This is a genomic window from Acinetobacter sp. MYb191, assembly GCF_037572605.1.
Classification (GTDB): Bacteria; Pseudomonadota; Gammaproteobacteria; order Pseudomonadales; family Moraxellaceae; genus Acinetobacter; species Acinetobacter johnsonii.
In genome coordinates, this window is sequence record NZ_JBBGZP010000021.1 from 302,599 (window position 1) to 325,020 (window position 22,422).

General features: G+C 41.7%; 19 protein-coding genes and 1 pseudogene. 9 read left to right on the top strand and 11 right to left on the bottom strand.

Going from position 1 to position 22,422, the window contains the following annotated elements; genetic code table 11:
- Positions 1 to 2: 2 nt before the first annotated feature.
- Both WH214_RS15200 and WH214_RS15205 read right to left on the bottom strand, forming a co-directional pair.
- Positions 3 to 830 carry a PhzF family phenazine biosynthesis protein gene (locus tag WH214_RS15200; RefSeq protein ID WP_339422580.1) on the bottom strand — a complete coding sequence of 276 codons (828 nt, stop codon included), beginning with the start codon at positions 828 to 830 and terminating at the stop codon, positions 3 to 5.
- Between the two features lie 152 nt (positions 831 to 982).
- Positions 983 to 2,371: an L-cystine transporter gene (locus WH214_RS15205; RefSeq protein WP_339993706.1), complete on the bottom strand. Its 1,389-nt coding sequence runs from the start codon at positions 2,369 to 2,371 to the stop codon at positions 983 to 985.
- Between the two features lie 159 nt (positions 2,372 to 2,530).
- Between WH214_RS15205 and WH214_RS15210 the strand changes: the two genes are divergently transcribed.
- Together WH214_RS15210 and WH214_RS15215 are read left to right on the top strand one after the other, a co-directional pair.
- Complete coding sequence (locus WH214_RS15210; RefSeq protein WP_339422578.1) at positions 2,531 to 3,136, top strand: flavin reductase family protein; 606 nt, start codon at positions 2,531 to 2,533, stop codon at positions 3,134 to 3,136.
- Between the two features lie 111 nt (positions 3,137 to 3,247).
- On the top strand, positions 3,248 to 4,447 hold the full coding sequence (locus WH214_RS15215; protein WP_339422577.1) for a YbfB/YjiJ family MFS transporter: 1,200 nt from the start codon (positions 3,248 to 3,250) through the stop codon (positions 4,445 to 4,447).
- A 221-nt stretch (positions 4,448 to 4,668) separates the two neighbouring features.
- On the opposite strand, the gene WH214_RS15220 is transcribed toward WH214_RS15215, so the two are convergent.
- From WH214_RS15220 to icd, 3 genes are all read right to left on the bottom strand, one after another.
- Entirely contained in the window at positions 4,669 to 5,220 is a 552-nt protein-coding gene (locus tag WH214_RS15220) for a M23 family metallopeptidase (RefSeq protein WP_286406967.1), read from the bottom strand.
- 349 nt (positions 5,221 to 5,569) lie between these two features.
- A complete protein-coding gene (locus WH214_RS15225) occupies positions 5,570 to 5,743 on the bottom strand; it encodes a hypothetical protein (RefSeq protein WP_004696738.1) in 174 nt (57 codons plus the stop codon).
- Between the two features lie 283 nt (positions 5,744 to 6,026).
- On the bottom strand, positions 6,027 to 7,280 hold the full coding sequence (gene icd / locus WH214_RS15230) for an NADP-dependent isocitrate dehydrogenase (protein WP_339422576.1): 1,254 nt from the start codon (positions 7,278 to 7,280) through the stop codon (positions 6,027 to 6,029).
- A gap of 197 nt (positions 7,281 to 7,477) precedes the next feature.
- Here icd and WH214_RS15235 point away from each other — a divergent pair, with 197 nt between their 5' ends.
- Positions 7,478 to 8,266 carry a pseudouridine synthase gene (locus tag WH214_RS15235; protein WP_339422575.1) on the top strand — a complete coding sequence of 263 codons (789 nt, stop codon included), beginning with the start codon at positions 7,478 to 7,480 and terminating at the stop codon, positions 8,264 to 8,266.
- A 253-nt stretch (positions 8,267 to 8,519) separates the two neighbouring features.
- Here WH214_RS15235 and WH214_RS17010 read toward each other — a convergent pair whose 3' ends face one another.
- Together WH214_RS17010 and WH214_RS15245 are read right to left on the bottom strand one after the other, a co-directional pair.
- Positions 8,520 to 8,972 (bottom strand): hypothetical protein, encoded by a 453-nt coding sequence (locus tag WH214_RS17010; protein WP_445206374.1) that lies wholly within the window; start codon positions 8,970 to 8,972, stop codon positions 8,520 to 8,522.
- Positions 8,973 to 9,145: 173 nt separating this feature from the next.
- Positions 9,146 to 11,377, bottom strand: a complete 2,232-nt coding sequence (locus WH214_RS15245; RefSeq protein ID WP_004696733.1) for an NADP-dependent isocitrate dehydrogenase — start codon at positions 11,375 to 11,377, stop codon at positions 9,146 to 9,148.
- Between the two features lie 513 nt (positions 11,378 to 11,890).
- On the opposite strand from WH214_RS15245, the gene uraH reads away from it, so the two are divergent.
- Entirely contained in the window at positions 11,891 to 12,289 is a 399-nt protein-coding gene (uraH, locus tag WH214_RS15250; protein ID WP_259233757.1) for a hydroxyisourate hydrolase, read from the top strand.
- Positions 12,290 to 12,372: 83 nt separating this feature from the next.
- On the opposite strand, the gene WH214_RS15255 is transcribed toward uraH, so the two are convergent.
- Positions 12,373 to 14,076, bottom strand: coding sequence for a M61 family metallopeptidase (locus tag WH214_RS15255; RefSeq protein WP_339422574.1), 1,704 nt, complete (start codon positions 14,074 to 14,076; stop codon positions 12,373 to 12,375).
- Between the two features lie 179 nt (positions 14,077 to 14,255).
- Here WH214_RS15255 and WH214_RS15260 point away from each other — a divergent pair, with 179 nt between their 5' ends.
- From WH214_RS15260 to slyD, 3 genes are all read left to right on the top strand, one after another.
- Complete coding sequence (locus tag WH214_RS15260) at positions 14,256 to 15,566, top strand: D-alanyl-D-alanine carboxypeptidase PBP6B (RefSeq protein WP_339422573.1); 1,311 nt, start codon at positions 14,256 to 14,258, stop codon at positions 15,564 to 15,566.
- 124 nt (positions 15,567 to 15,690) lie between these two features.
- Entirely contained in the window at positions 15,691 to 16,992 is a 1,302-nt protein-coding gene (locus WH214_RS15265; protein ID WP_339422572.1) for an NAD(P)/FAD-dependent oxidoreductase, read from the top strand.
- Between the two features lie 139 nt (positions 16,993 to 17,131).
- Positions 17,132 to 17,614, top strand: coding sequence for a peptidylprolyl isomerase (gene slyD, locus WH214_RS15270; RefSeq protein ID WP_004696728.1), 483 nt, complete (start codon positions 17,132 to 17,134; stop codon positions 17,612 to 17,614).
- A gap of 49 nt (positions 17,615 to 17,663) precedes the next feature.
- Here the strand turns inward: slyD and WH214_RS15275 are convergent, their stop codons facing one another.
- Together WH214_RS15275 and WH214_RS15280 are read right to left on the bottom strand one after the other, a co-directional pair.
- A complete protein-coding gene (locus WH214_RS15275) occupies positions 17,664 to 17,960 on the bottom strand; it encodes an acylphosphatase (protein WP_339422571.1) in 297 nt (98 codons plus the stop codon).
- Positions 17,957 to 19,426 (bottom strand): annotated as a pseudogene (locus WH214_RS15280) (NAD(P)H-hydrate dehydratase). Before WH214_RS15280 ends, WH214_RS15275 begins: the two are co-directional and overlap by 4 nt.
- A 22-nt stretch (positions 19,427 to 19,448) precedes the next feature.
- Between WH214_RS15280 and queG the strand changes: the two are divergent.
- Together queG and bioB are read left to right on the top strand one after the other, a co-directional pair.
- The gene (gene queG / locus WH214_RS15285) at positions 19,449 to 20,543 is read left to right on the top strand and encodes a tRNA epoxyqueuosine(34) reductase QueG (protein WP_339422569.1); all 1,095 of its coding nucleotides are present in this window, start codon (positions 19,449 to 19,451) and stop codon (positions 20,541 to 20,543) included.
- Positions 20,544 to 20,844: 301 nt separating this feature from the next.
- Positions 20,845 to 21,834, top strand: coding sequence for a biotin synthase BioB (gene bioB, locus WH214_RS15290; RefSeq protein ID WP_004981788.1), 990 nt, complete (start codon positions 20,845 to 20,847; stop codon positions 21,832 to 21,834).
- Between the two features lie 83 nt (positions 21,835 to 21,917).
- Here the strand turns inward: bioB and WH214_RS15295 are convergent, their stop codons facing one another.
- Complete coding sequence (locus WH214_RS15295; protein WP_339422988.1) at positions 21,918 to 22,154, bottom strand: hypothetical protein; 237 nt, start codon at positions 22,152 to 22,154, stop codon at positions 21,918 to 21,920.
- Positions 22,155 to 22,422: the final 268 nt, after the last annotated feature.

Consider the following 22,422-nt stretch of genomic DNA (forward strand, 5'->3'; position numbering starts at 1 on the left):
ACTTAATCTAAGTAAAGTTCAGCCGTCATATATAACTTGGCATAGCCAGAAATTTGGATTCGCGTTTCAGACTGAATATCACAGTACAGTAATCCACCACGGCTCGATGCCTGATAGGCAATCAATGAGGTTTTACCCAACTTCTCCGCCCATAGTGGTGCAAGACCTGTATGCATGGAGCCTGTCACAGGGTCTTCATTGATGCCTTTATGCGGTGCGAAATAACGCGCGATATAATCATAGTCTTGAGATGTTGAGGTCAGGGTAACATCCAAGTTTTCAGCAGTAATAGCAGTACTGACTTTATGCTTTTCTGCCAGTTGACGAATTTTATCTAAGTTCGGTTTGGCATCCTTAACGGCCTGCTCAGACTCACACACTAAAATATAAGCCTGTGGGTTTAAATAGACTTCTTTAATTTCACAATCGACCAATTCATGAATTTCCGCAGGATAGTCTTCTAACTTTTGAGGTGCACGAATTGGAAAATTCATATGAATCTTGCCATCAATGTCTTGATCAATGATAAAAATACCCAAGTCTTTCACATGGAACTGGATACGTTTGGCATCGGTATAATCCCGAAACAGGACGAAACTACTGGCTAAAGTCGCGTGCCCACAAAAGTCCACTTCAACCTGAGGAGTGAACCAACGAATTTCATAGTTTTCAGCATCAATCACTTTCACAAAAGCCGTTTCTGCCAAATTATTTTCCAAGGCAATATTCTGCATCAAATCTACTGCTAACCATTCATCACGCACAATCACAGCGGCAGGATTACCTTTGAATAATTCAGTTGTAAAGGCATCGACTTGATACATTTTCATCGTTTTTCTCCTAAATTGAAGCTTTATTTTGCAAAAAACTGCGCAAAAAAATAGATACAGTTTTTAGTCATTTATGGATACACGCCCAATAAAAAGAAGCCTAATCATTAAGATAGGCTTCTTTTCAGTTCATAAGCTATATATTTCTCAGCTTAGACTTCTTTTAAGTCCACATTGTCTTGCTCAAAAATACGCTTATCCGTTTGACCTAAGACTTGGCTGGTCACGACACCTGCGGTCATAGAACCATTCACATTCAAAGCAGTACGCCCCATATCAATTAAAGGCTCAATTGAAATAAGCAGTGCAACCAAAGTCACAGGCAAGCCCAGCATCGGCAGGACAATCAGTGCTGCAAATGTTGCTCCACCACCTACACCAGCCACCCCAATCGAGCTCAAGGTCACGACACAAACCAAAGTCAAAATCCAAAGTGGATCGAGCGGATTAATACCCACTGTCGGTGCAACCATAACGGCCAACATCGCAGGATACAGCCCCGCACAGCCGTTTTGCCCAATGGTCGTACAAAATGATGCTGAAAAGCTGGCAATCGACTCTGGTAAGCCCAGACGTCGTGTTTGCGCTTCAATATTTAAAGGAATACTCGCAGCACTTGAACGGCTGGTAAACGCAAAGGTCAGCACAGGCCAAACCTTTTTAAAGAACTGAATTGGGTTAACACCTGTGAGCGCCAAAATCACGGCGTGCACGATAAACATAATCGCCAAGCCAATATAAGACGCAACCAAGAAACCACCTAAGTTTAAGATGTCCGCCATTTTAGAGTTGGCCACAATATTGGTCATGAGTGCGAATACACCATAAGGAGTGAGCATCATAATTAGACGCACCAACTTCATGACCCACGCTTGCAAGATATCAATTGCAGACAACAGCTTTTGCCCTTTTTCAGCATCCGCTTTCATTAGGTTCAAGCCTGCAATGCCTAAAAACACTGCAAAAATGACTACACTAATAATGGACGTTGGATGTGCCCCAGTCAGCTCGGCAAAAGGATTGCTCGGAATAAATGACAGAAATAAATCAGGCACTTGCAAGTCAGCGACTTGCCCGACATAGTCAGTTTGAATCGTATTTAAACGTTCAGTTTCTTGTGTGCCTTGGACCAAACCTGCCGCAGTTAAGCCAAACAGATTGGTCACCACCACACCGACAAATGCAGCAATCGCTGTAGTAAATAGCAAAGTCCCAATACTGATAAAACTAATTTTACCCAATGAACCTGCATCGTGCAGCTTAATCACAGCGCCTAAAATGGAAACAAATACCAAAGGCATCACCACCATTTGTAGTAGTTTGACATAGCCCTTACCGACCAAATTAAACCACTGTACCGACTCTTGCAGTACAGGCGAATGCGTACCATAAAACCCATGTAAAGCGAGACCAAAAACAATACCAAGACAGAGACCTGCCAGTACTTTCTTCGCTAAACTCCAATCGGTTTTACGGGTTTGGCCCAGTAAAAAAAGCAATGCAATAAAAATGATGACATTGACGATTAAGGGGATATTCATATTGTTTCCCTAAATGATGCTGTCATAATTATAAATCAAAATTTAAACGGGCTTACTGTTTTGCGCCATATTCCACGCTGAATGTACAAATTTAGACTGAATTGGCAGTTTTAGAATGTGGTATAAAGCATTTAAACGGCTGTTAAAGTGTTCTTTTACATGAATCAATCTTTGCTTAATCCTCACATTCTGCCCGTCCCTTTAGAAAAAGCATATCGGCTACTCAACCACGGCCCAACCGTGCTGGTTTCCAGTCAAGATGATGAAAGCACCGATGTCATGGCTGCGGCTTGGGCATGCGCCCTAGAGTTTAGCCCAGCCAAAGTGACGGTCGTACTCGATAAGTCGACAAAAACCCGCAGTATTATTGAAAAATCAGGTTTATTTGCGCTGCAAGTCCCTACACTTAAACAGCTGAAAATGGTCTACGCACTGGGCATGATCAGTCAATATGATGCACCTGAAAAGTTACGTCAGTGTGGGGTCGAACTTTTTCAGTTTGGTCACAGCCCAATTCCAGTGGTTGAAGGCTGTAGTGCATGGATTCTGTGTGAACTCATTCCTGAACCGCATAATCAGCAGCAGCATGACTTGTTTATTGGCAAAGTCATTGCCGCTTATGCAGATGATCGTGTTTTTAGAGATGGCCATTGGTACTACCATGAAGCCGCAGATGAATGGAAAAGCATCCATCATGTTGCAGGCGGACATTTTTATACCATTGGTGATGCAGTGGATATCAATACAGTTAAAGACACAGAGTAAATTGACTTCGCCTTTATTCCGCTCGACTAAAGGCGAACATCACTCGATTGTTTTATTGTAAATTTCATCTTATAGTTCAAGTGTGTTTTTTAAACAAATAGTCAAATTAGAATGAACAGGACGTTCTCAAGCACCGTACAACTAAGTCTCTTTCTCTGCCTGAGTATGTGCTTGGGAATTGGTATCTTACGTTTTTCTTATACCGCGCTACTGCCGTCCACTCGTGAAGCCTATGAATGGTCACACAATTTCGCCAGCTTGCTCGGTAGCGCCAATCTGCTGGGCTATCTGATCGGAGCATTTTGGGCAATGAAATTGCCACAAAATGCAAAAATGCCGATCTATATCATTTTTGCTGCGCTCTTTGGTTCAATCAGCCTGTTTGCCTGTGCATTTGCGCATTTTAACGAAGTTTGGTATTTGGTGTGGCGTATCATTTCAGGTATCGGCGGTGGTTTGCTGATGATTCTATCACCCAGTATTGTGGCACAGTGCAGTGAGTTACAGCACCGTTTTAAAATTAATCTCATTGGATTTAGTGGAATTGGGATTGGCGTATTGGCAGCCACGCTGTTTATGCCGTATTTAGACCGTATTGCAATCAGTAGCGCATGGTTCATTCTCTGTGGCTTTGCATTTGTCATTACATGGTTATTATGGATATTGGTTCGCCCTTTCCAAAAGCAACTACACAGTATCCCTACAAGCCAGCCCCAGACTCATACAGTGAATAAAATTTACTATAGCTTACTCATTGTTTATGCCTGCAGCGCCTTTGCGTATATTCCCCATTCTTTGTTTTGGATTGATTATTTAAGCCATGTCTTAACGCTGAATTTATATTGGATCAATTTTAACTGGATTTTATATGGCTTAGGCAGCGCTCTAGGTGCAGCGACAGCTTATGCTTTAGCACGTAAATTTGGTAACTTTCTGGCTTTAAAGATTTTATACAGTGTCTATATTGTGGCAGTTTTTATTGCGGTTCTGAGTTTTTCGCCTGTATTTACACTCCTGTCTTCATTTCTCACAGGACTACTGAACCCTGCGGTAGTCTTTCTCACCTCCTACACCATCTTACAACTCTACGGCTTGGCCTATAAAAAACTGTGGAGTATGGCGACACTTAGCTTTGCAACGGTACAGCTGGTCGGTGGCTTAAGTTTTAGTACCTTTCAGCATTTGGGTTGGTCATATCACTTTCAGTTTATGCTTGCTGCGGGAGTCCTCGGTTTAGGAACATTGCAACTATTTTACTTTACCCGTACGACATCCATCTCCAATCCAACAACTAAAAAAGAGGCCTTTTAATCCTTCACATAGAAGGAAATCGAAAAAGAGTTGTAACCTACTTAGGTTAGTAGGTTCCGTTATAGAGGGCCGTCCATGTTAAATACCTATGATATTTTTAACTTACCTCTAAATAACACAAATGAACAATGTAAGAATAATAAAAGTACCCAATTGATGTGCCTTCTATCACCAATACAATTCACGCATTCGAACTTTTACAGCTGTAGATCAAAGCTCGGTTATTTCAATGCGTTTAAAGTTAAATATGGATAAGGATTCACAGCTCCTTTCCCAGTCCTATAAATTCCATAGTGCAAATGTGGTGGCGTATTCTTGGCATTGCCAGTGTTCCCGACATAGCCCAATACTTCTCCCACTTCAACCCAATCACCCGTTTGAATATCAGGCGCATAAGCATCTAAATGTGCATAGTAGTGACGGCTTAAGTTTGGTCCCATTACCCATACTACTTGTCCACCTAGACTATTGAGGCCGACATCCAAGACAATGCCTGATGTAGCACTTAAGACAGGTGTACCACGTTTAGCGAAGATATCAATACCTTGATGTTTTCGTCCCTGACCACGTGCTGCCCCCCAAGTATCTTGTATCTGCTTATGGCTTACACCTTGTACAGGCACATTTAAGTTTTTCTCTAAAGGTGTCTTATATAACTGCCAATATAAATATGGATAACTCAAACCTGCTGCTTCACCCGAAGCGGGTGGCTGACATCCACTCATCAGCAGACTTGTACTTAAAATAGCTCCACTCAGAACTAAACGAGACATGATTCAACTACTCAGCTAATTTTTAGATATTAAAATAAGATAAAATTACTTTTCATACTAAATGCCTCATATATTGAAAGATATCTTATATATGTAACGGCAAAGCCCTCATATAAAATGAGGGCTTTGCTTCGAATAAACCACGTAAAACTACTTATGCTTCTTCAGTTTTTTCTCTAAGGCTTTCAGCTTAGACTGATGCTTAGAGATCTTTTTTAAACGTGCTTTGATCTTCTGTTTTAATGTTTTCACAACATTATTCGACATAGGGTCCTCCTTTGGTTCAACTCCCTTTGATCGATTCTTCCTTGAAATGCCTTTAACATTCGTTCATGAAATAGCAATACGCCTAGCGTTGTTGCTGATCTGGGTTCGGTTGGTTTTGATTCGGCTGTTTTTGCTGGCCTTGATTTGGTTTGGGTTGTTGTTGCTGTTGTTGCTGGTCTGGTTGTTCTTGCGGTTGATTCGGTTGTTGTTGACGTTGCTGCTGATTGTTCTGCTGTTGATTTTGTTGATTAGCCATGAGACTACTCCTTTATCATCTGCCGTAACATTCGACAAAGACCACCATACATCACTCAGCTAAAAACCCAAGCTATAAGCTGTATCAAAGTACTTCATTGTAATTACATATATAAATTATGGTTAAGAATCAACTCTCCGTTTTATTTGACCTTACCTATACTCACTGAAAGCACGAATCCTTTAACCTAGTTTTACATTACAAACCTATTTCCACAGCTATTTTCAAGTCAACAAAAGAAAACCCGCAGCATGTGCGGGTTTCTACCGATTCAGCTTAAAGCTTATTCCATATTTGCAATAATGGCTTCACCAAACTCTGAACAACGCAATAAGGTTGCATTTGGCATTAATCGCTCAAAATCATAAGTGACTGTTTTCGCCTCAATTGCCCCTGAAATCCCCTTAATGATCAAATCTGCCGCTTCTACCCAGCCCATGTCCCGTAGCATCATTTCAGCAGAAAGAATAATGGAGCCAGGGTTGACTTTATCTTGCCCGGCATATTTTGGCGCTGTTCCGTGCGTGGCTTCATAAACAGAAATCGCCCCACCAATATTCGCACCCGGCGCAATACCAATCCCTCCAACTTCTGCAGCCAATGCATCAGAAATATAGTCACCATTCAGGTTTAAAGTCGCAATCACTGAATAGTCCGCAGGACGCATTAAAATCTGCTGCAAGAATGCATCGGCAATCACATCTTTAATGATGATGTCTTTACCATTTTTTGGGTTTTTAATTTTTACCCATGGCCCACCATCAATGAGCTCACCACCGAAACGATCCATCGCAAGTTCATAGCCCCACTCTTTAAACGCCCCTTCGGTATATTTCATGATATTGCCTTTGTGAACCAAGGTCACACTCGGCTTATCATTATCAATCGCAAATTGAATCGCTTTACGCACAAGACGCTGCGTTCCCTCTTTCGATACAGGCTTAATCCCAATACCACAGTTATCTTCAAAGCGGATTTTAGTCACGCCCATTTCTTCTTTGAGGAACTTAATCACTTTCTTCGCTTCAGGAGAGTCGGCTTTCCACTCGATTCCTGCATAAATATCTTCTGAGTTTTCACGGAAAATAACCATGTCGGTCAGTTCAGGATGCTGAACAGGTGATGGTACCCCTTCAAACCAACGTACAGGGCGTACACAGACGTACAAATCTAATTCTTGGCGTAGCGCCACATTTAAAGAGCGAATCCCCCCACCAACAGGTGTAGTTAAAGGGCCTTTAATTGAAACCACAAACTCACGTAGCGCATCAAAAGTTTCTTCTGGCATATAAGAGCCATAAATTTTATTGGCTTTTTCACCGCAGTAGACTTCCATCCACTCAATCGAGCGTTTACCACCATATGCTTTTTGTACTGCAGCATCTACTACAGTTTTCATGGCTGGTGTAATGTCGACACCAATACCATCGCCTTCAATAAAAGGAATAATCGGTTGATTTGGAACATTTAATGATAAATCTGCTTTTACGGTAATTTTACTACCATCCGCAGGAACGATGATCTTCTGATAACCCATTTTGCAGGCGCTCCCTTTTATTATAATTAGTAAATTTAAAAAATAATTGCCGATAGACAATACTTTCCACTCTTCTTATCGCATAATAGCTTAATCGAATTCCGCTGTTTTTGAGATTTATACGAGAAATAACTACATTTCTCTATTAAATAAATCTTGATATTTCTTATTTTATGTAATTACAGAAGTTATTGACTATGAAAATCGTCATCCTGAATAAGCCCTATGACGTCCTCTCCCAGTTCCGTAAAGATGAAGCACATATGACGATGTCTGACTTTGTCAGCGACTCTACTTTGCGCTTGGCTGGTCGTTTGGATATGGACTCTGAGGGCTTGGTATTTTTAACCGACCATGGTGGTTTAAACCAATACATAACTAACCCTGCCAATAAAAAATTTAAAACGTATTTGGTTCAGGTCGATGGTGATGTAACTGAAGAAGCGCTGGAGCAGTTGCGTAAAGGCGTGGAACTTAAAGATGGTATGACTTTGCCTGCTGAAGCATCTAAAGTTGAACAACCTGAGTGGTTATGGGAGCGAGATCCTCCTGTACGTTTCCGTGCGTCTGTGCCTACTTCTTGGGTCGAAATTTCAATTTGTGAAGGCCGTAACCGTCAAGTACGTCGCATGACTGCTGCTGTAGGTTTTCCTACTTTACGTTTAATCCGTACTAAAATTGGTGCAATTGATTTGGTTCAAATGGGTTTACAACCAGGTGAATCCAAAGAAATCGAACCACTTTTATACCCTGACTTTCAAAACATTCCTGCTGAAGAACCTTACCGTTCGCGCTCTTATGTGAAAAAACCGGGTGGTACAGGTGGTAAGCCTATGGTTCGTAAGAACAAAGATGGTTCTGTGAAAAAGTCAGGTACAAAGCGTATTTGGCAAATGGATGAAAGTGAGAAACCAAAACGTAAAACCAATGGTACAACACGTCCTAATACGAAAGCTCCACGTGGCCGCGGACGTAATGGTCGTTAAAAATTAAGTATTTTAAAGCCCACGAACGTGGGCTTTTATTCTATCTCAACTATATAAGTTTGACTTCCTTTAACATTTTTAATCATTATTTTTTTGATATCACAATTAGATCACCTAAAACATTTTCATATTCTAAATCAAGATGCTCCTCTAGCACCTCATTATCCTCAAACATCCCTCTTCTTCTTAGATCCCACTCCATTTTTTCAACATTATTTACAGCTATCTTTATAGGTTTTGTAGATACTCCACCTCATAAAATTTTCATATTAATAGCATCTCCAGTACCGCGATTATACATCTCACAATGTAAGCGATATTTATCTTCACCAATTCTTTGACACAAAAATCTATTGAATTCTATTAAAGGGCGTACTTTAGATTTTTCTTCTTTACTTCTTTGATTTAAATGAGTAACTACATTCTTTTGTTGATTAATGCTTTCCCTCATCTCTTCAATCTGAAATTGCAACGCCTTTTCTTGTTGTTCTAGAGCTTTCGTATTTTGATCTAACTGCTTACCTTGCTGAACATACCCTAGAATTAACCAGAAGAAAGCAACAGGTGCAAAAATACCAGCAAGAAAATCACCCAAAGCATTTAATTCCATTGGTAAACTATAACCATTACTTTGAGTAAAACCATAAATTCCAATGAACCAAATAGCTGTCACTAATATCCCAAAAATCAGGCTCTTTTTATTCATCGCTCAATTAAATCACTCAAACATTATTAAATTATAGTTATAACAAACATCTGATATTAAAAAACATCATCAAATTTTTTAAATAGAAAGCATCGAGTATTGTTGTAAAAAAGCCGACGCATATGCATCGGCTTTTTTCACTTCATCGGTAAATTTACCGATTTAGTTTTGACTTAGATCGCTTCAAGTGCAGCATTCAAAGTCTCACTTGGACGCATTACAGCATTTACTTTAGCTGTATCTACAGCATAGTAACCACCGATGTCAGCAGCTTGACCTTGAACTTGAGCAAGTTCAGCAATGATCTTGTCTTCGTTTTCAGCAAGTGCTTTCGCAAGTGGAGCAAACTTCGCTTTCAACTCAGCATCTTCATCTTGTGCAGTAAGCGCTTCAGCCCAGAACTTCGCTAAATAGAAGTGGCTGCCACGGTTATCTAACTCGCCAGTACGACGTGATGGAGACTTGTCGTTATCAAGTAATTTTCCAGTCGCTTGGTCTAAAGTCTTCGCAAGAAGTTTCGCCTGAGCGTTATCTTCTTTAATGCCTAGCTCTTCTAAAGAAACAGCAAGCGCCAAGAACTCACCTAAAGAATCCCAACGTAAGTGGTTTTCTTCAACAAGCTGTTGTACGTGTTTAGGCGCTGAACCACCCGCACCAGTTTCGTACATACCACCGCCCGCCATTAACGGAACGATAGACAACATTTTCGCTGAAGTACCAAGTTCCATAATTGGGAACAAGTCAGTCAGGTAGTCACGTAGGATGTTACCCGTTACAGAAATCGTATCTAGGCCACGCGCTACACGTTCAAGTGTATAACGCATTGCACGTACTTGAGACATGATCTGAATATCTAAACCAGCAGTGTCGTGGTCTTTCAAGTATTTTTGTACTTTCTTGATCACTTCATTTTCGTGCGGACGGTATGGGTCTAACCAGAAGATTGCTGGCATACCCGAGTTACGAGCACGGTTTACTGCAAGTTTTACCCAATCTTGAATCGGTGCATCTTTCACCTGACACATACGCCAGATGTCGCCTTCCTCAACATTTTGAGTCATCAACACTTCGCCAGTTTCTAGGTCAGTGATGTTTGCAACACCCGCTTCAGACATTTCGAAAGTTTTGTCGTGCGAACCGTATTCTTCAGCTTTCTGCGCCATCAAACCAACGTTAGGCACAGTACCCATCGTACGTGGATCGAAGTTACCGTTCCACTTACAGAAATTGATCATTTCTTGGTAGATACGTGCAAAAGTTGACTCAGGCATTACTGCTTTACAGTCATAAGGTTTGCCATCAGCACCCCACATTTTACCGCCACCACGGATCATTGCAGGCATTGAAGCATCTACAATTACGTCGTTTGGTGAATGGAAGTTTGTGATGCCTTTCGCTGAATCAACCATTGCAAGTGCAGGACGGTGTTCTTGGCAAGCATGTAAGTCTTCGATGATTTCTTCACGTAAAGATGTCGGTAAAGTTGCGATCTTCTCGTAAAGACCAGCCATACCGTTGTTTACGTTAATGCCTAGCTCATCGAACAATTTACCGTGTTTTTCAAAAGCATCTTTGTAGTAAATTTTCACACAGTGACCGAAAACGATCGGGTGCGAAACTTTCATCATGGTTGCTTTCACGTGTAAAGAGAACAAAATGCCCGCTTCTTTACAATCATCAAGTTCTTTTTCATAGAAATCGCAAAGCGCTTTCTTGCTCATGAACATTGAGTCGATGATTTCGCCGTCTTGAAGTGCAACTTTTGACTTCAGAACAATCGTTTCACCAGACTTGGTGATGAGTTCCATTTTCACATTACGTGCACGGTCTAAAGTCATCGATTTTTCACCGTGGTAGAAGTCACCTTCATCCATGTGAGAAACGTGAGTTTGAGACCATTGCTTCCACTCGCTCATAGAGTGTGGGTGTTTTTTCGCATAGTTTTTCACTGCAGCTGGTGCACGACGGTCAGAGTTACCTTCACGCAATACAGGGTTTACAGCTGAACCAAGACATTTGCCATAGCGTGCTTTAAGCGCTTTTTCGTCTTCAGTGGTTGGGTTTTCAGGATAGTCAGGAATCGCGTAGCCTTTTGATTGAAGCTCTTTGATACATGCTGTTAACTGAGCAACAGAGGCACTAATATTCGGGAGTTTGATGATATTAGTGTCTGGATCTTGGGTAAGACGACCTAGTTCTGCAAGATTGTCTGGGACTTTTTGCTCTTCTTTTAGGTATTCAGAGAATTCTGCGAGAACACGTGCGGCAACAGAGATATCAGTTTTAACGATCTCTACACCAGCAGGTTTAGTAAAGGTCTCAATGATCGGCAGTAGCGAATAAGTCGCTAGCAATGGCGCCTCGTCGGTCAGTGTGTAAATGATGGTTGACTTTCCACCAGCCATATATAGCCCCTTGCGTTAGATTGAGTTTTTTAGGGTGATGAGCTTCTGGCTCAACCCCTGCGAACCGATGTGCTTGAATAAAACCCTGAAAGTATCGTCCCTCAGGGCTTTCCAGTCAACGTAATATCCAGTGATAACGACATTTCGCCAGAAAATACCACTACAGCCTTCGTTTTTCAAAATTACGCCTTTCCACAAGGCTTTAGCTTTTGCTTAACAAATAAACAAATTTTTTAGCGAAATGTGTTATTTACCTCATTTAAGCCACAACAACAGATACTTTTCACATAATACAGTCTTCAAATCGTTTTACAGTCTTGTAGCCCTACATGCATAAGCATGACTTTTCTCAGCGCTAAATTTAAATCAGCAGAGCCATTCATCATGCCGAAGCTTAAATATTGATACATAAACCCTCTACGCGTACTCCTCAATTTTTACATTTTTAAACCTATGATTTTTATATGGTTGGTTAAACTGAATCTTTTTCCTGCAACGGTAAGGGTCAATTCAATGCTAAAAATGCTGCTTCCGCTCATTGGACTTGGTTTTTCTTCTTGGTGTTTTGCTCAAAATCCATTGAGCATCCATGTGCTGAATTTGGAAAATGGTCTCCCTTCTGCCAATGTCAAAGTGACACTTGAAGCCCAACAGAATGATAAATGGACAGAAATCAGCTCAAGCACGACCGATGACCAAGGTCGAATCAATGATTTATATCCCAAAGATACGACCTTACAAAAAGGTGTATACAAAGTTACCTTTAAAACGGGTGATTGGTTTCGCCAAAAAAATCAGCGCTCATTCTTTCCAGAAGTGCCCGTGGTGTTTGTAATTGATGGTTCATTGGATCATTACCATATTCCGCTGTTAATTAGCCCATATGGCTATTCCACTTACCGTGGTAGTTAATGCAATAAATAAACGCATAAAAAAACCGATGTCTAGGCATCGGTTTTTGTCTATACAGAGTATCAAATAAAGTGGGTAAAGGATTAAGCCTTGAACCACTTCTCTGCTTTTGCTTGGTCTTCAACTTTCAATTCAACTTCAGTCAGCTCTGAGCCAGCAGCTTTTACGTCAAAGCTCATCAACTCATCACGGCGGAATGCCAAAATGCTATATATACCTTCTTGCTTGGCATACTTTTCTACCAGTTTCACCGTTGCTTTGAGACCATCAATCGCAATGATCACATCATGGGCAGAAAGGCCAGCTTGAGCAGCAGCACCATCACGACGTGCGCTTTGCACCAAGACGCCTTCTGGCTTATCTACAAGCTTTAAACCTAACGGTAATGACTTGTCATTTTTCAGGCTATAGCTTAAACCAAACTCAGGGAAAAGTTGATCCAGCGGTAACTCATCTGTGGTGTTAATTAAATGATTGATTTGCTCAATCCAGTTATCACCTGTCAGTTCATTACACAACTCAACAATCGTACGCTCATGTACTTGCATACCCTTTTGCGCGTTCTCATAAAGTTTACGCATAAGCACGTCTAGACTTGAACCACGTAAGCGCAAACCTAAGTCTAAACATAGGGCAACCAAACAACCTTTGTTGTAATAGCTGGTGCCTGCATTGTTCGAGTTTTCATCCTGACGGTAGAATTTCACCCATGCATCAAAGCTAGATTCAGACACAGACTGAACAAAACGACCTGGATTTTGTAAATAACGATCAATCTGAGTTTTGAGTAGTTTGATATATGAGGCTTGGGAAATCACACCACTACGCAGTAAAATCAGGTCATCATAATAAGACGTGAAACCTTCAAAAATCCAAAGCAAAGAGGTATAGCCTTCTTTGTTGAGATCATAATTGACAAAGTTTTCAGGACGAATAAATTTGACCAACCATGAGTGGAAGTATTCATGACTACATAAACCTAAGAAACGTTGATAGTCTTCAGACGGCTCTTCAGGCTCATTGGCTTTTGGTAAGTCTTCACGTGGACTAATCAAACTGGTTGAATTTGGATGCTCCAAACCACCATAACTATTTGCTGTTGCCATCGTCATAAAGGTGTAGTTTGAAAATGGTGCTGAGCCAAACATTGATATTTCTGTTGCACAGATTTTTTCAATGTCTTGCTGCATACGTGCAGCATTCATGGCATGTTTACCTGACACCACAAACTCGTGTGGAATGCCATTAGCTTCAAAACCAAAACGCGTCTGCTCTGCCAACTCAAATGGTGCATCAATCAACTCGGCATAGTTTTTGGCTTTTAAAGTAAAACGACCTTTAACGAGGCTTTTTGAAGCCATACCAGTGGCCAATTGGAAGTGTTTTAGCTCATCAGGAAGGAACAATTCAACTTCAACTGCTTTGTCCTCTTGACCCTCCAAACCTAAGCAAGCACATGCGGGGTTTACATATAAACGGGTTTGATCTACATACGCACCGCGCACCGACAGATCATAGGCATAGACATCATACTCAACCGTAATCAGTTCATGATCGGTATTAAAAAGACGCCATTTATTCTTTTCAAATTTTTGAATTTCTAACAAACGCCCTTCTTCATCATAAGCACGAACCAACTCTATATGCTTTGAAAACTCGCGAATGAGGTAACTACCCGGAATCCAAGTTGGTAATGAAAGTACCTGTGTTGGGTCTGCTACAAAACGTAAAGTCACGTGTATAAGGTGCTGACGATAATCGTCAAATTCGATCTGATAATGCAACATAATGGGCGATACAAAATAAAATGAAATGAGTTATAACTTAGCTTAGCATTATTTACGCCAGTTTTGCGTCACAGTCACATTTGTCTGCATTTTTGACTGGTCATTGAGGAAAAAAAGGCATAGCATTTGCAGCTGTTTTAGGTTTAAAAGTCACGGAATGGCTTGGTTAGGGAATTTCATTGAAAGCTGTCATCTACTTCATCGCTACACTCTTCACCTTATGTTCAAGTTTTACTCAAGCGGCATTGCTCAATATTGTTCCTGAAACAGTTGAAGCTCAAGCTTGGACAGTTTTTGACAGCCAATCGGGGCAAGTCATTGCAGAACATAATAGTCATGTTCAACGTGCACCCGCTTCGCTCACCAAAATGATGGTGGCGTATATTGCACTCAAAGAAATTAATGCAGGAAAGCTCAATAAGAGCGAAATTCTTACCGCGACACCTGTGGTCAGTACTGTGATGTGGGATGAGTCCCAAATGTACTTAAAACAAGGTGAACAGATTTCTGTGGATCAGCTTTTAGCGGGTTTAGTGGTCATGTCTGCCAACGACGCAGCAGTGACTTTAGCGGAACGCATCTCGGGTGATATTCCAAACTTTGTTGCACGAATGAACCAAGAAGCCAAAGCACTGGGAATGACTGAAACTCATTTTCAAAACCCTGCGGGTATCACCATGCCAGAGCACTATTCGACTGCACATGATTTAGCGCTATTAGGCCAAGCCTTGGTGAATGAAACGCCAGACTATTTATACTATTCAAAACAGCAAAGTTTTAGCTACAACCAACGCTTTCACCGTGCAACCAATGTTCTGTTAAAACAAGACCCAACGGTAGATGGCTTAAAGACAGGTTATACCAAAGCAGCAGGATACAATTTAGCGCTGACAGCAAACCGCCCGACCATGAATCCAGATAATCCAAACCGTCGCTTGGTGGTCATCGTTTTAGGTACAGAAAGTGCAGCAAAGCGTGCTGAAGTTGCACATAACCTCATGAATTTGTCTTATACCTATACTCGTAACGAAGTTGCACTGAAAGATAAACAAATTATCGCAGAGCTGCCTGTAGTCAAATCGACATTGAAAATGTTCAAAGTGGAAAGTAAGCAACCGAAAATTGTGACCACATCACTGTACGATCAACCATATGCCATTGACTTACATGCCTTTGACCAGACCAACCAACGTATTATGCTCAATACAGGCAATGGCACTATACAACGCATTGATCCATTAGAGTCCACAAAAACGCATTTCAATATTGAAGTGTTGCAAAACAAGCTGACCGCTCCGCTGGCTGAAGTCATGCAACTGGCAAAAGTTCAGGTTTATCAAAACAATCAGCTCATTCAAACGTTTACTATTGAAGAAGATGTACAAATTGAAGAAGCCAATATTTTCCAGCGACTGATGTTTTGGTTCAAAAGCTTGTTTCCATTTTTATCAAGCGATGAACCTAAAGTAAAAACCTATACACTCGGTTAAGTTCGAGCAGTATCCCGAGTTTTATACTTTATGTAACTTGTAAGACAATCTAATTATCAATAAATCAAGAAGATGGCATATTCAATGTCATCTTCTTTTTTTAATAATAAATAGGTTGCTTCATATGGCTGTACAAACAGAACAAGTGCCACACCATATTGTCATTATTGGCGGTGGTGCTGGTGGTCTAGAGTTAGCAACGCAACTCGGTGACAGCTTCGCAAAATCCAAGTGGGTGAAAATCACCCTCGTCGATCAAAACCTCACTCATATCTGGAAACCCTTACTCCACGAAATTGCGGCAGGTACACTCAACCCAAGTGTTGAAGAAATTAATTATTTTGCACATGCCTCTAAACATCATTATGAGTTTGTTTTGGGTCGTTTTGTCGGCTTAGATCAAGAACATAAGCAAGTAAAACTTGAAGCACGCCAATATGCCAAACAAAGCACTGAAACCACGCAGTTTGAACTCAACTACGACACCTTAGTCCTTGCAGTCGGCTCGACCTCTAACGACTTTGCGACCGAAGGCGCTAAACATTACTGCCACTTCCTCGACAGTCGCCAGCAAGCTGAAATTTTCCAGCAAGACCTTCTACATTTGTATTTAGATGCACAAAACCGCCCCGAAACACGCGCACTCAATATTGCGATTATTGGTGCAGGTGCCACAGGAGTCGAGCTTGCAGCCGAATTGGTCCATGCGAAAAGTACTTTTTTTAAATACGGTCTCAATAAAATTGACCCAAATAAAGTCAAAGTGACCTTGATTGAGGCAGCGGATCGCATTCTTCCCGCCCTATCCACTAAAATGGCAACACACACACATACTCAATTGGAAAAGCTTGGCGTTGAAGTCCTCACCCATCACCGTGTTGCCAAGTTAGATAAAGACCATGTCTATTTTGCCAATGGCTCACAAATCGATGCCGATCTTAAAGTTTGGGCAGCGGGCATCAAAGCGCCTTTCGTTTTAAATGCGCTTGAAGGCTTTCAAAAAGATGCGATTGGCCGCCTTAAAGTCTATGCGACTTTGCAAACCCGTTCCGACCCCAACATTTTTGCCTTTGGCGATTGTGCTCATTGCCAGCCCGCAGCCGATGAACCAGTCCTTGGCCCACGCGCTCAAGTGGCCAGCCAACAAGCGGCCTTTTTGGTTCGTGCGCTCAAAGCGCGCATTCGTGATCAGTCTTTGCCGATGTTTAAATTTTCTGACAAAGGCTCTTTGGTTTCCCTCAGTCAATATAAAGCTGTCGGCGAGCTACTGGGCCAAGTCAATGTGCAAGGCGTGCTGGCAAAAACCATGTATGTTTCTTTATATCGCCTCCATCAGGCCACCTTACATGGCTATACCCAAGCTGGGCTGATGACCGCAAAAGACCTGATGAATAAAAAAGTCGGTCCGAAAATAAAATTGCATTGAAATCTAAAAATGCGTCCCCACTAATAAAAAAACGCCATAAGAACGTGGAAAATGCAGTTTTTTTGCTAAATTTAGTCTACAAAAGCTGCTTTTCACTTTATGATATACCCCTTAAATTCTAAATGAATGGACGAAAAACATGACTGCTATCGCAAATGATCACGTGGTTTCTTTCAACTACAAATTGACTAACGCTGAAGGCGAAACGCTAGACCAATCACAAGGTGAACCACTTGCATATTTGCACGGCGCAGGTAACATCATCCCAGGTTTAGAAAATGCATTGCTAGGCAAAACTGTAGGTGAAAAATTCACTGTTACTGTTCCTGCTGCTGAAGGTTATGGCGAATACAACCCTGAACTCGTTCAAGAAGTTCCAGCGCAAATGTTCCAAGGCGTAGACAACATCCAAGCGGGTATGCAGTTCCAAGCTCAAACTGATGATGGCGTTCAAATCGTAACTGTAAAAGCAGTTGAAGGCGAAAACGTAATTGTTGATGCGAACTTCCCACTTGCTGGTCAAGACTTAACTTTCGAAGTTGAAATCGTAGAAATCCGCGATGCAACTGAAGAAGAATTACAGCACGGCCATGCGCACGGTGCTGGTGGTCACCACCACTAAGATTTAACATCTTAGAAAAAAGGGCGAAAGTTAAACTTTCGCCCTTTTTTTATTTTTGCATACTTGACCATTCACGACGTATTTGAAAATCTGTAAATGTTTGCTGTTCTGAAGCCAGTTCTACGATGACCACATCCGTGACTACCGCATGAGTTGGCCCGACTTTAGCACGATTTACCAGTTCGGCAACCACACCATCATCACCCAAAAGCAACGCTTCAACTACACCTGAAGCCAGATTCTGTACATAACCCTTTAAACCTAAAGCAACAGCATATTGTGCAAACCAACGTCGATATCCAACACCCTGAACTTTTCCCGATATGGTCAGTTTTACTGCTTTCATACTGTATGCTCTCGGTTCACGACCGTATAAATAGCTTGACTCATTTGCTGCGCTTGTAAACCACGCTCACCTTGCTGAGCCAAAAGGTCACCTGCTTGGGCATGTAAGGTCACAATTTGATGTAACGCAATATCATCTTGCAACTGTGCTTTTAAACTGGCAATCATGCCTGCCAATACATCACCCATTCCACCTGTTCCCATCCCTGGATTACCTGCGGTACAAATCCAAAGTTGCGTATCTAAAATCAAGCTTCCCGAACCCTTAAGCACCCATTGTCCTGCATATTTTTCTTGTAAGGCATAAATAGCTGCAATACGGTCGGACTCCACCGCTGAGGTACTCATACCAAGTAAAGTCGCGGCCTCCCCAGGATGCGGTGTTGCGTACACCTGCTCACCGAGTTTTACTGGCTTTTCAGCCAAAAACCATAAAGCATCCGCATCCAATACCACCTGTAAAGCACTGTTTTGAATGAGTGGAAACCATGCATCAAACTGCTGCTGAGCCCACGAGTTTCTTCCCAAGCCCATACCAAAACTGACTGCATCCACATGTGCCACCAATGCTTCACGCTCTTGGAGCGACATTTGGTTAATATCGCGCAGCATAATATTGGGTGCACGAGCTAAAATTGCAGTATGGTGTTTTGCATCACATACCACGGTCACCTTGCCAGCACCCGCATGAAAGGCAGCTTCAGCGGCTAACATCACCGCACCACCCATCTGTGCATGTCCCCCAATCACCAGTACGTGCCCATAGCTTCCTTTATGCCCAAAGGCTTGACGCGGTACAAGGTGCATATGCTGTGGAGCAAGCGAAGCTAAAGGTTTTAAAGCACTGTCTACGGGAAGTACCTAAATAAGCTCAACGACTCCTGCATAAGCTTTACCCTGGCCAGTAAATAAACCAGCCTTCAAGCCCAGAGCCGTAAAGGTATAATCGGCGACAACGGCACAAGGTAAAGCTTGCCCCGTGTTAGCCTGTAAACCACTCGGAATATCAACCGCAATTTTTAAACCTGTTTGTCTATTGATCTGTCGAATAACCGCCTGCCAGTCTGAACTGAGTTCACGGTTTAACCCAATGCCAAACAAAGCATCAATATGCGCATCATAAGGACGTTGAAAAGCAAATCCTGTATGAATCATTATTCCCTTTTTCACGGCCGCTGCATGTGCTTGTTGTAGTGATACAGACTCTCCCAAAGCTGCTGCATAAATTTCAACGTCATAACCTTGCGCGGCTAGATACGATGCAATCAAGTAACCATCACCTGCATTGTTGCCTTGACCACAACACACTGCGACGCTTTTGACCTGCTGCTGTTTAAGCCTAGGCAGCATATGTTCAGTTGTTGACCATGCGACTTGTTGCATCAACCCATAAGCACTATTTTGCTGCGCGAACCAACGCCCTTCCCATGCTTGAATCTCGCTGCTGTGGTACACTTGCTGATGCATGATTTTTCCTTTGTTCTTGGTTATGACAACATCCACATCTTCCTCAAAAATCCCTGTAGATCAATATGATCCAGAGCAGCTTAAGACTTGGATTAAAGCTGAAGCACTGGCTTTGGGGTTTTCTGATTGTGTCATCGCCAAACCAGATGCTCAAGCTGAATTGCCGCGTTTTAAAAAATATTTAGAACTTGGTTATCATGGTGACATGCATTTTCTTGCTGAAAACTTAGAAAAACGCGCAGATCCAACCCTGCTTGTTCCGGGCACCAAAAGCATTATTTGTGTGCGTATGGATTATTTGGTTGCCGTTCCTGAACCACGTCTTGTGCCTTTTGCACCAAATAGCGCCATCATTGCGCGTTATGCACGCGGTCGTGACTATCACAAAGTCATGCGTGGGCGTTTAAAGACCCTTTCTCAGAAAATCAAAGCCAAAGTTGGCGATTTTGAATCTCGCCCCTTTGCAGACTCGGCACCCATTTTTGAAAAATCATTGGCTGAAAATGCAGGGATGGGATGGGTCGGTAAACACACCTTACTCATTCATAAAACATCAGGCTCATTTTTTGTTTTGGGTGAGCTCTTTACCTCTTTAGAGCTACCTTTTGACCAAGCCACCACCAAACACTGTGGTTCATGTAGCGCTTGTATTGATATTTGCCCGACCCAAGCCATTGTTGAGCCTTATTTATTAGATGCGCGTAAATGCATTGCCTATTTAACTATTGAGTTTCAAGGCATTATTCCTGAAGAACTACGCCGCGGTATTGGTAACCGTGTGTTTGGTTGCGATGACTGCCAGCTCATTTGCCCGTGGAATAGCTTTGCCAAAACCACACCAATTGATGATTTTAATCCGCGTCATGGTTTGGATGACATTCAACTAATTGACCTTTGGCAATGGGATGAAAACACTTTTATGGCAAATACAGAAGGGAGTCCCCTACGTCGTACAGGCTACCAAAGCTTTATGCGTAACGTCGCGATTGGTCTAGGTAATGCACCATTTTCAGATGAAATATTGCAGCAATTACAAGCTTCTCGCCCAGAGCTTAACGATATTGTGCAAGTCCATATTGACTGGGCCATCCAAGAGCAACTGATGAAAAAGCACTAAAACTTGCTTCAAACAGACTCAATCAATAAAAGTTCAATCAAATAACCATTTGCTTGCATAATTTTATTTATTTTATCTATTTAGCTGCATTTTCAGTGTAACTCAAAATCCAAATAAATAGAATTTTGCGGCCAAATTTCCGAAAAAACGTTCAACTTTGCAACTATTTTTACAATCTCATAAAAAGATAAAATTAAAAACATAATCGGGAGATACTATTAAAACTGAGCAATAATGCCTTTTAAGTTGGCACGTTAAATGTATGATGTATACAAGTTAGAATTAAAAATGGATCGCCATTATGAACCTACGCAATGATTGGACGCGTGAAGAAATCGAAGCTTTGTATGATCAGCCCTTTCTTGATCTCGTCTTTCAAGCGCAGACCGTACATCGCCAACATTTCCAAGCCAACACAATTCAAGTCAGTACTTTACTGTCGATTAAAACAGGAAAATGTCCTGAAGACTGTAAGTACTGTTCTCAGTCAGCACGTTATGACTCAAAACTTGAAGCCGAAAAGCGAATTGCTGTAGACAAAGTGATTTCAGAAGCCAAAGAAGCTCTAGCCTCAGGCTCATCTCGTTTTTGTATGGGCGCAGCTTGGCGTAACCCACATGAACGTGACATGCCGTATGTACTAGAAATGGTTAAAGAGGTGAAAGCACTTGGTTTAGAGACTTGCATGACTTTAGGGATGCTGAATGAGTCTCAAGCTGGGCGTTTAAAAGATGCAGGTTTAGATTATTACAACCATAACCTCGACACTTCACGCGAGTATTATTCACATATTATTAGTACACGTACCTTTGATGACCGTTTAAATACCTTAGAATATGTCCGTCAAGCAGGCATGAAAGTGTGTAGCGGTGGTATTGTTGGTCTAGGTGAAAAGAAAGAAGACCGTATTGGTTTATTGCAAGAGCTTGCAACAATGCCAATTCACCCAGAATCTGTGCCAATCAACATGTTGGTTCCAATTGAAGGCACGCCACTGGCAGATGTTGAAAAACTCGATGTGACGGAATGGATTCGTACCATTGCTGTTGCGCGCATTATCATGCCGCACAGCTATATCCGCCTATCTGCAGGTCGTGAAGCACTTTCTGACTCAGACCAAGCACTTGCATTTATGGCGGGTGCAAACTCATTGTTCTCAGGTGAGAAATTACTGACCACGCCAAATGCGGGCGAAGGTAAAGATCGTCAACTGTTCACCAAATTAGGTTTAGTGGCAGAAAAGCCAAAACCAACGGTGGCAGACCTTAGCCTAGATGCCATGGCAAGTTAATTCCCAAGATTTACTAAGCACAAAAAAGCCCCTTATTCAGTATGGGGCTTTTTTAATGTCTATCTATTTAACCTTCAGGCTATTTAACGTTCAGGCGACTGAGCAAAATTATGTGCCGTAATTAAAATACCATAACTGGCATTCAGATAATCACCTTGGAAGATCTCATCTTCACCATTGGCATGGCGTACGGTTAAGGTTTGTCGAATCGCGTCATAGTGAAAAGAATCAAAACACTCTTGATGCTGACACAGCCAGCTTAAGGTATCACTCAGATTATCATCGACAATATAAGTCTGTGCTTGAAAATTTTTGGTCATCATCCGAATACGCTAAACACTGTGATTCGGCTATTGTAAGCCGTTCTGCGTCAATTCAGTCGAACTAAGCCATTAAAAAATACAGGCATTAAAAAGTGAGCCTACGCTCACTTTTTCTTAAGATGATTAGTCGGTTTTAGAATCACCGCACTTTCGGCATTCCATATGCTCCCCTATTTCAGTCATTTGTTCATATTCATAAACGTGGATGCAAAATAATTTTTTAAACAACTGAAGCATTTTTAACTCCTGTAAATGATTTTTTAAA

What these genes read in the sequence shown, in the direction of transcription:
- WH214_RS15200 (WP_339422580.1), bottom strand. Translation starts at nt 830, where the DNA reads ATGAAAATGTATCAAGTCGATGCCTTTACAACTGAATTATTCAAAGGT.
- WH214_RS15205 (WP_339993706.1), bottom strand. Translation starts at nt 2,371, where the DNA reads ATGAATATCCCCTTAATCGTCAATGTCATCATTTTTATTGCATTGCTT.
- WH214_RS15210 (WP_339422578.1), top strand. Translation starts at nt 2,531, where the DNA reads ATGAATCAATCTTTGCTTAATCCTCACATTCTGCCCGTCCCTTTAGAA.
- WH214_RS15215 (WP_339422577.1), top strand. Translation starts at nt 3,248, where the DNA reads ATGAACAGGACGTTCTCAAGCACCGTACAACTAAGTCTCTTTCTCTGC.
- WH214_RS15220 (WP_286406967.1), bottom strand. Translation starts at nt 5,220, where the DNA reads ATGTCTCGTTTAGTTCTGAGTGGAGCTATTTTAAGTACAAGTCTGCTG.
- WH214_RS15225 (WP_004696738.1), bottom strand. Translation starts at nt 5,743, where the DNA reads ATGGCTAATCAACAAAATCAACAGCAGAACAATCAGCAGCAACGTCAA.
- icd (WP_339422576.1), bottom strand. Translation starts at nt 7,280, where the DNA reads ATGGGTTATCAGAAGATCATCGTTCCTGCGGATGGTAGTAAAATTACC.
- WH214_RS15235 (WP_339422575.1), top strand. Translation starts at nt 7,478, where the DNA reads ATGAAAATCGTCATCCTGAATAAGCCCTATGACGTCCTCTCCCAGTTC.
- WH214_RS17010 (WP_445206374.1), bottom strand. Translation starts at nt 8,972, where the DNA reads ATGAATAAAAAGAGCCTGATTTTTGGGATATTAGTGACAGCTATTTGG.
- WH214_RS15245 (WP_004696733.1), bottom strand. Translation starts at nt 11,377, where the DNA reads ATGGCTGGTGGAAAGTCAACCATCATTTACACACTGACCGACGAGGCG.
- uraH (WP_259233757.1), top strand. Translation starts at nt 11,891, where the DNA reads ATGCTAAAAATGCTGCTTCCGCTCATTGGACTTGGTTTTTCTTCTTGG.
- WH214_RS15255 (WP_339422574.1), bottom strand. Translation starts at nt 14,076, where the DNA reads ATGTTGCATTATCAGATCGAATTTGACGATTATCGTCAGCACCTTATA.
- WH214_RS15265 (WP_339422572.1), top strand. Translation starts at nt 15,691, where the DNA reads ATGGCTGTACAAACAGAACAAGTGCCACACCATATTGTCATTATTGGC.
- slyD (WP_004696728.1), top strand. Translation starts at nt 17,132, where the DNA reads ATGACTGCTATCGCAAATGATCACGTGGTTTCTTTCAACTACAAATTG.
- WH214_RS15275 (WP_339422571.1), bottom strand. Translation starts at nt 17,960, where the DNA reads ATGAAAGCAGTAAAACTGACCATATCGGGAAAAGTTCAGGGTGTTGGA.
- queG (WP_339422569.1), top strand. Translation starts at nt 19,449, where the DNA reads ATGACAACATCCACATCTTCCTCAAAAATCCCTGTAGATCAATATGAT.
- bioB (WP_004981788.1), top strand. Translation starts at nt 20,845, where the DNA reads ATGAACCTACGCAATGATTGGACGCGTGAAGAAATCGAAGCTTTGTAT.
- WH214_RS15295 (WP_339422988.1), bottom strand. Translation starts at nt 22,154, where the DNA reads ATGACCAAAAATTTTCAAGCACAGACTTATATTGTCGATGATAATCTG.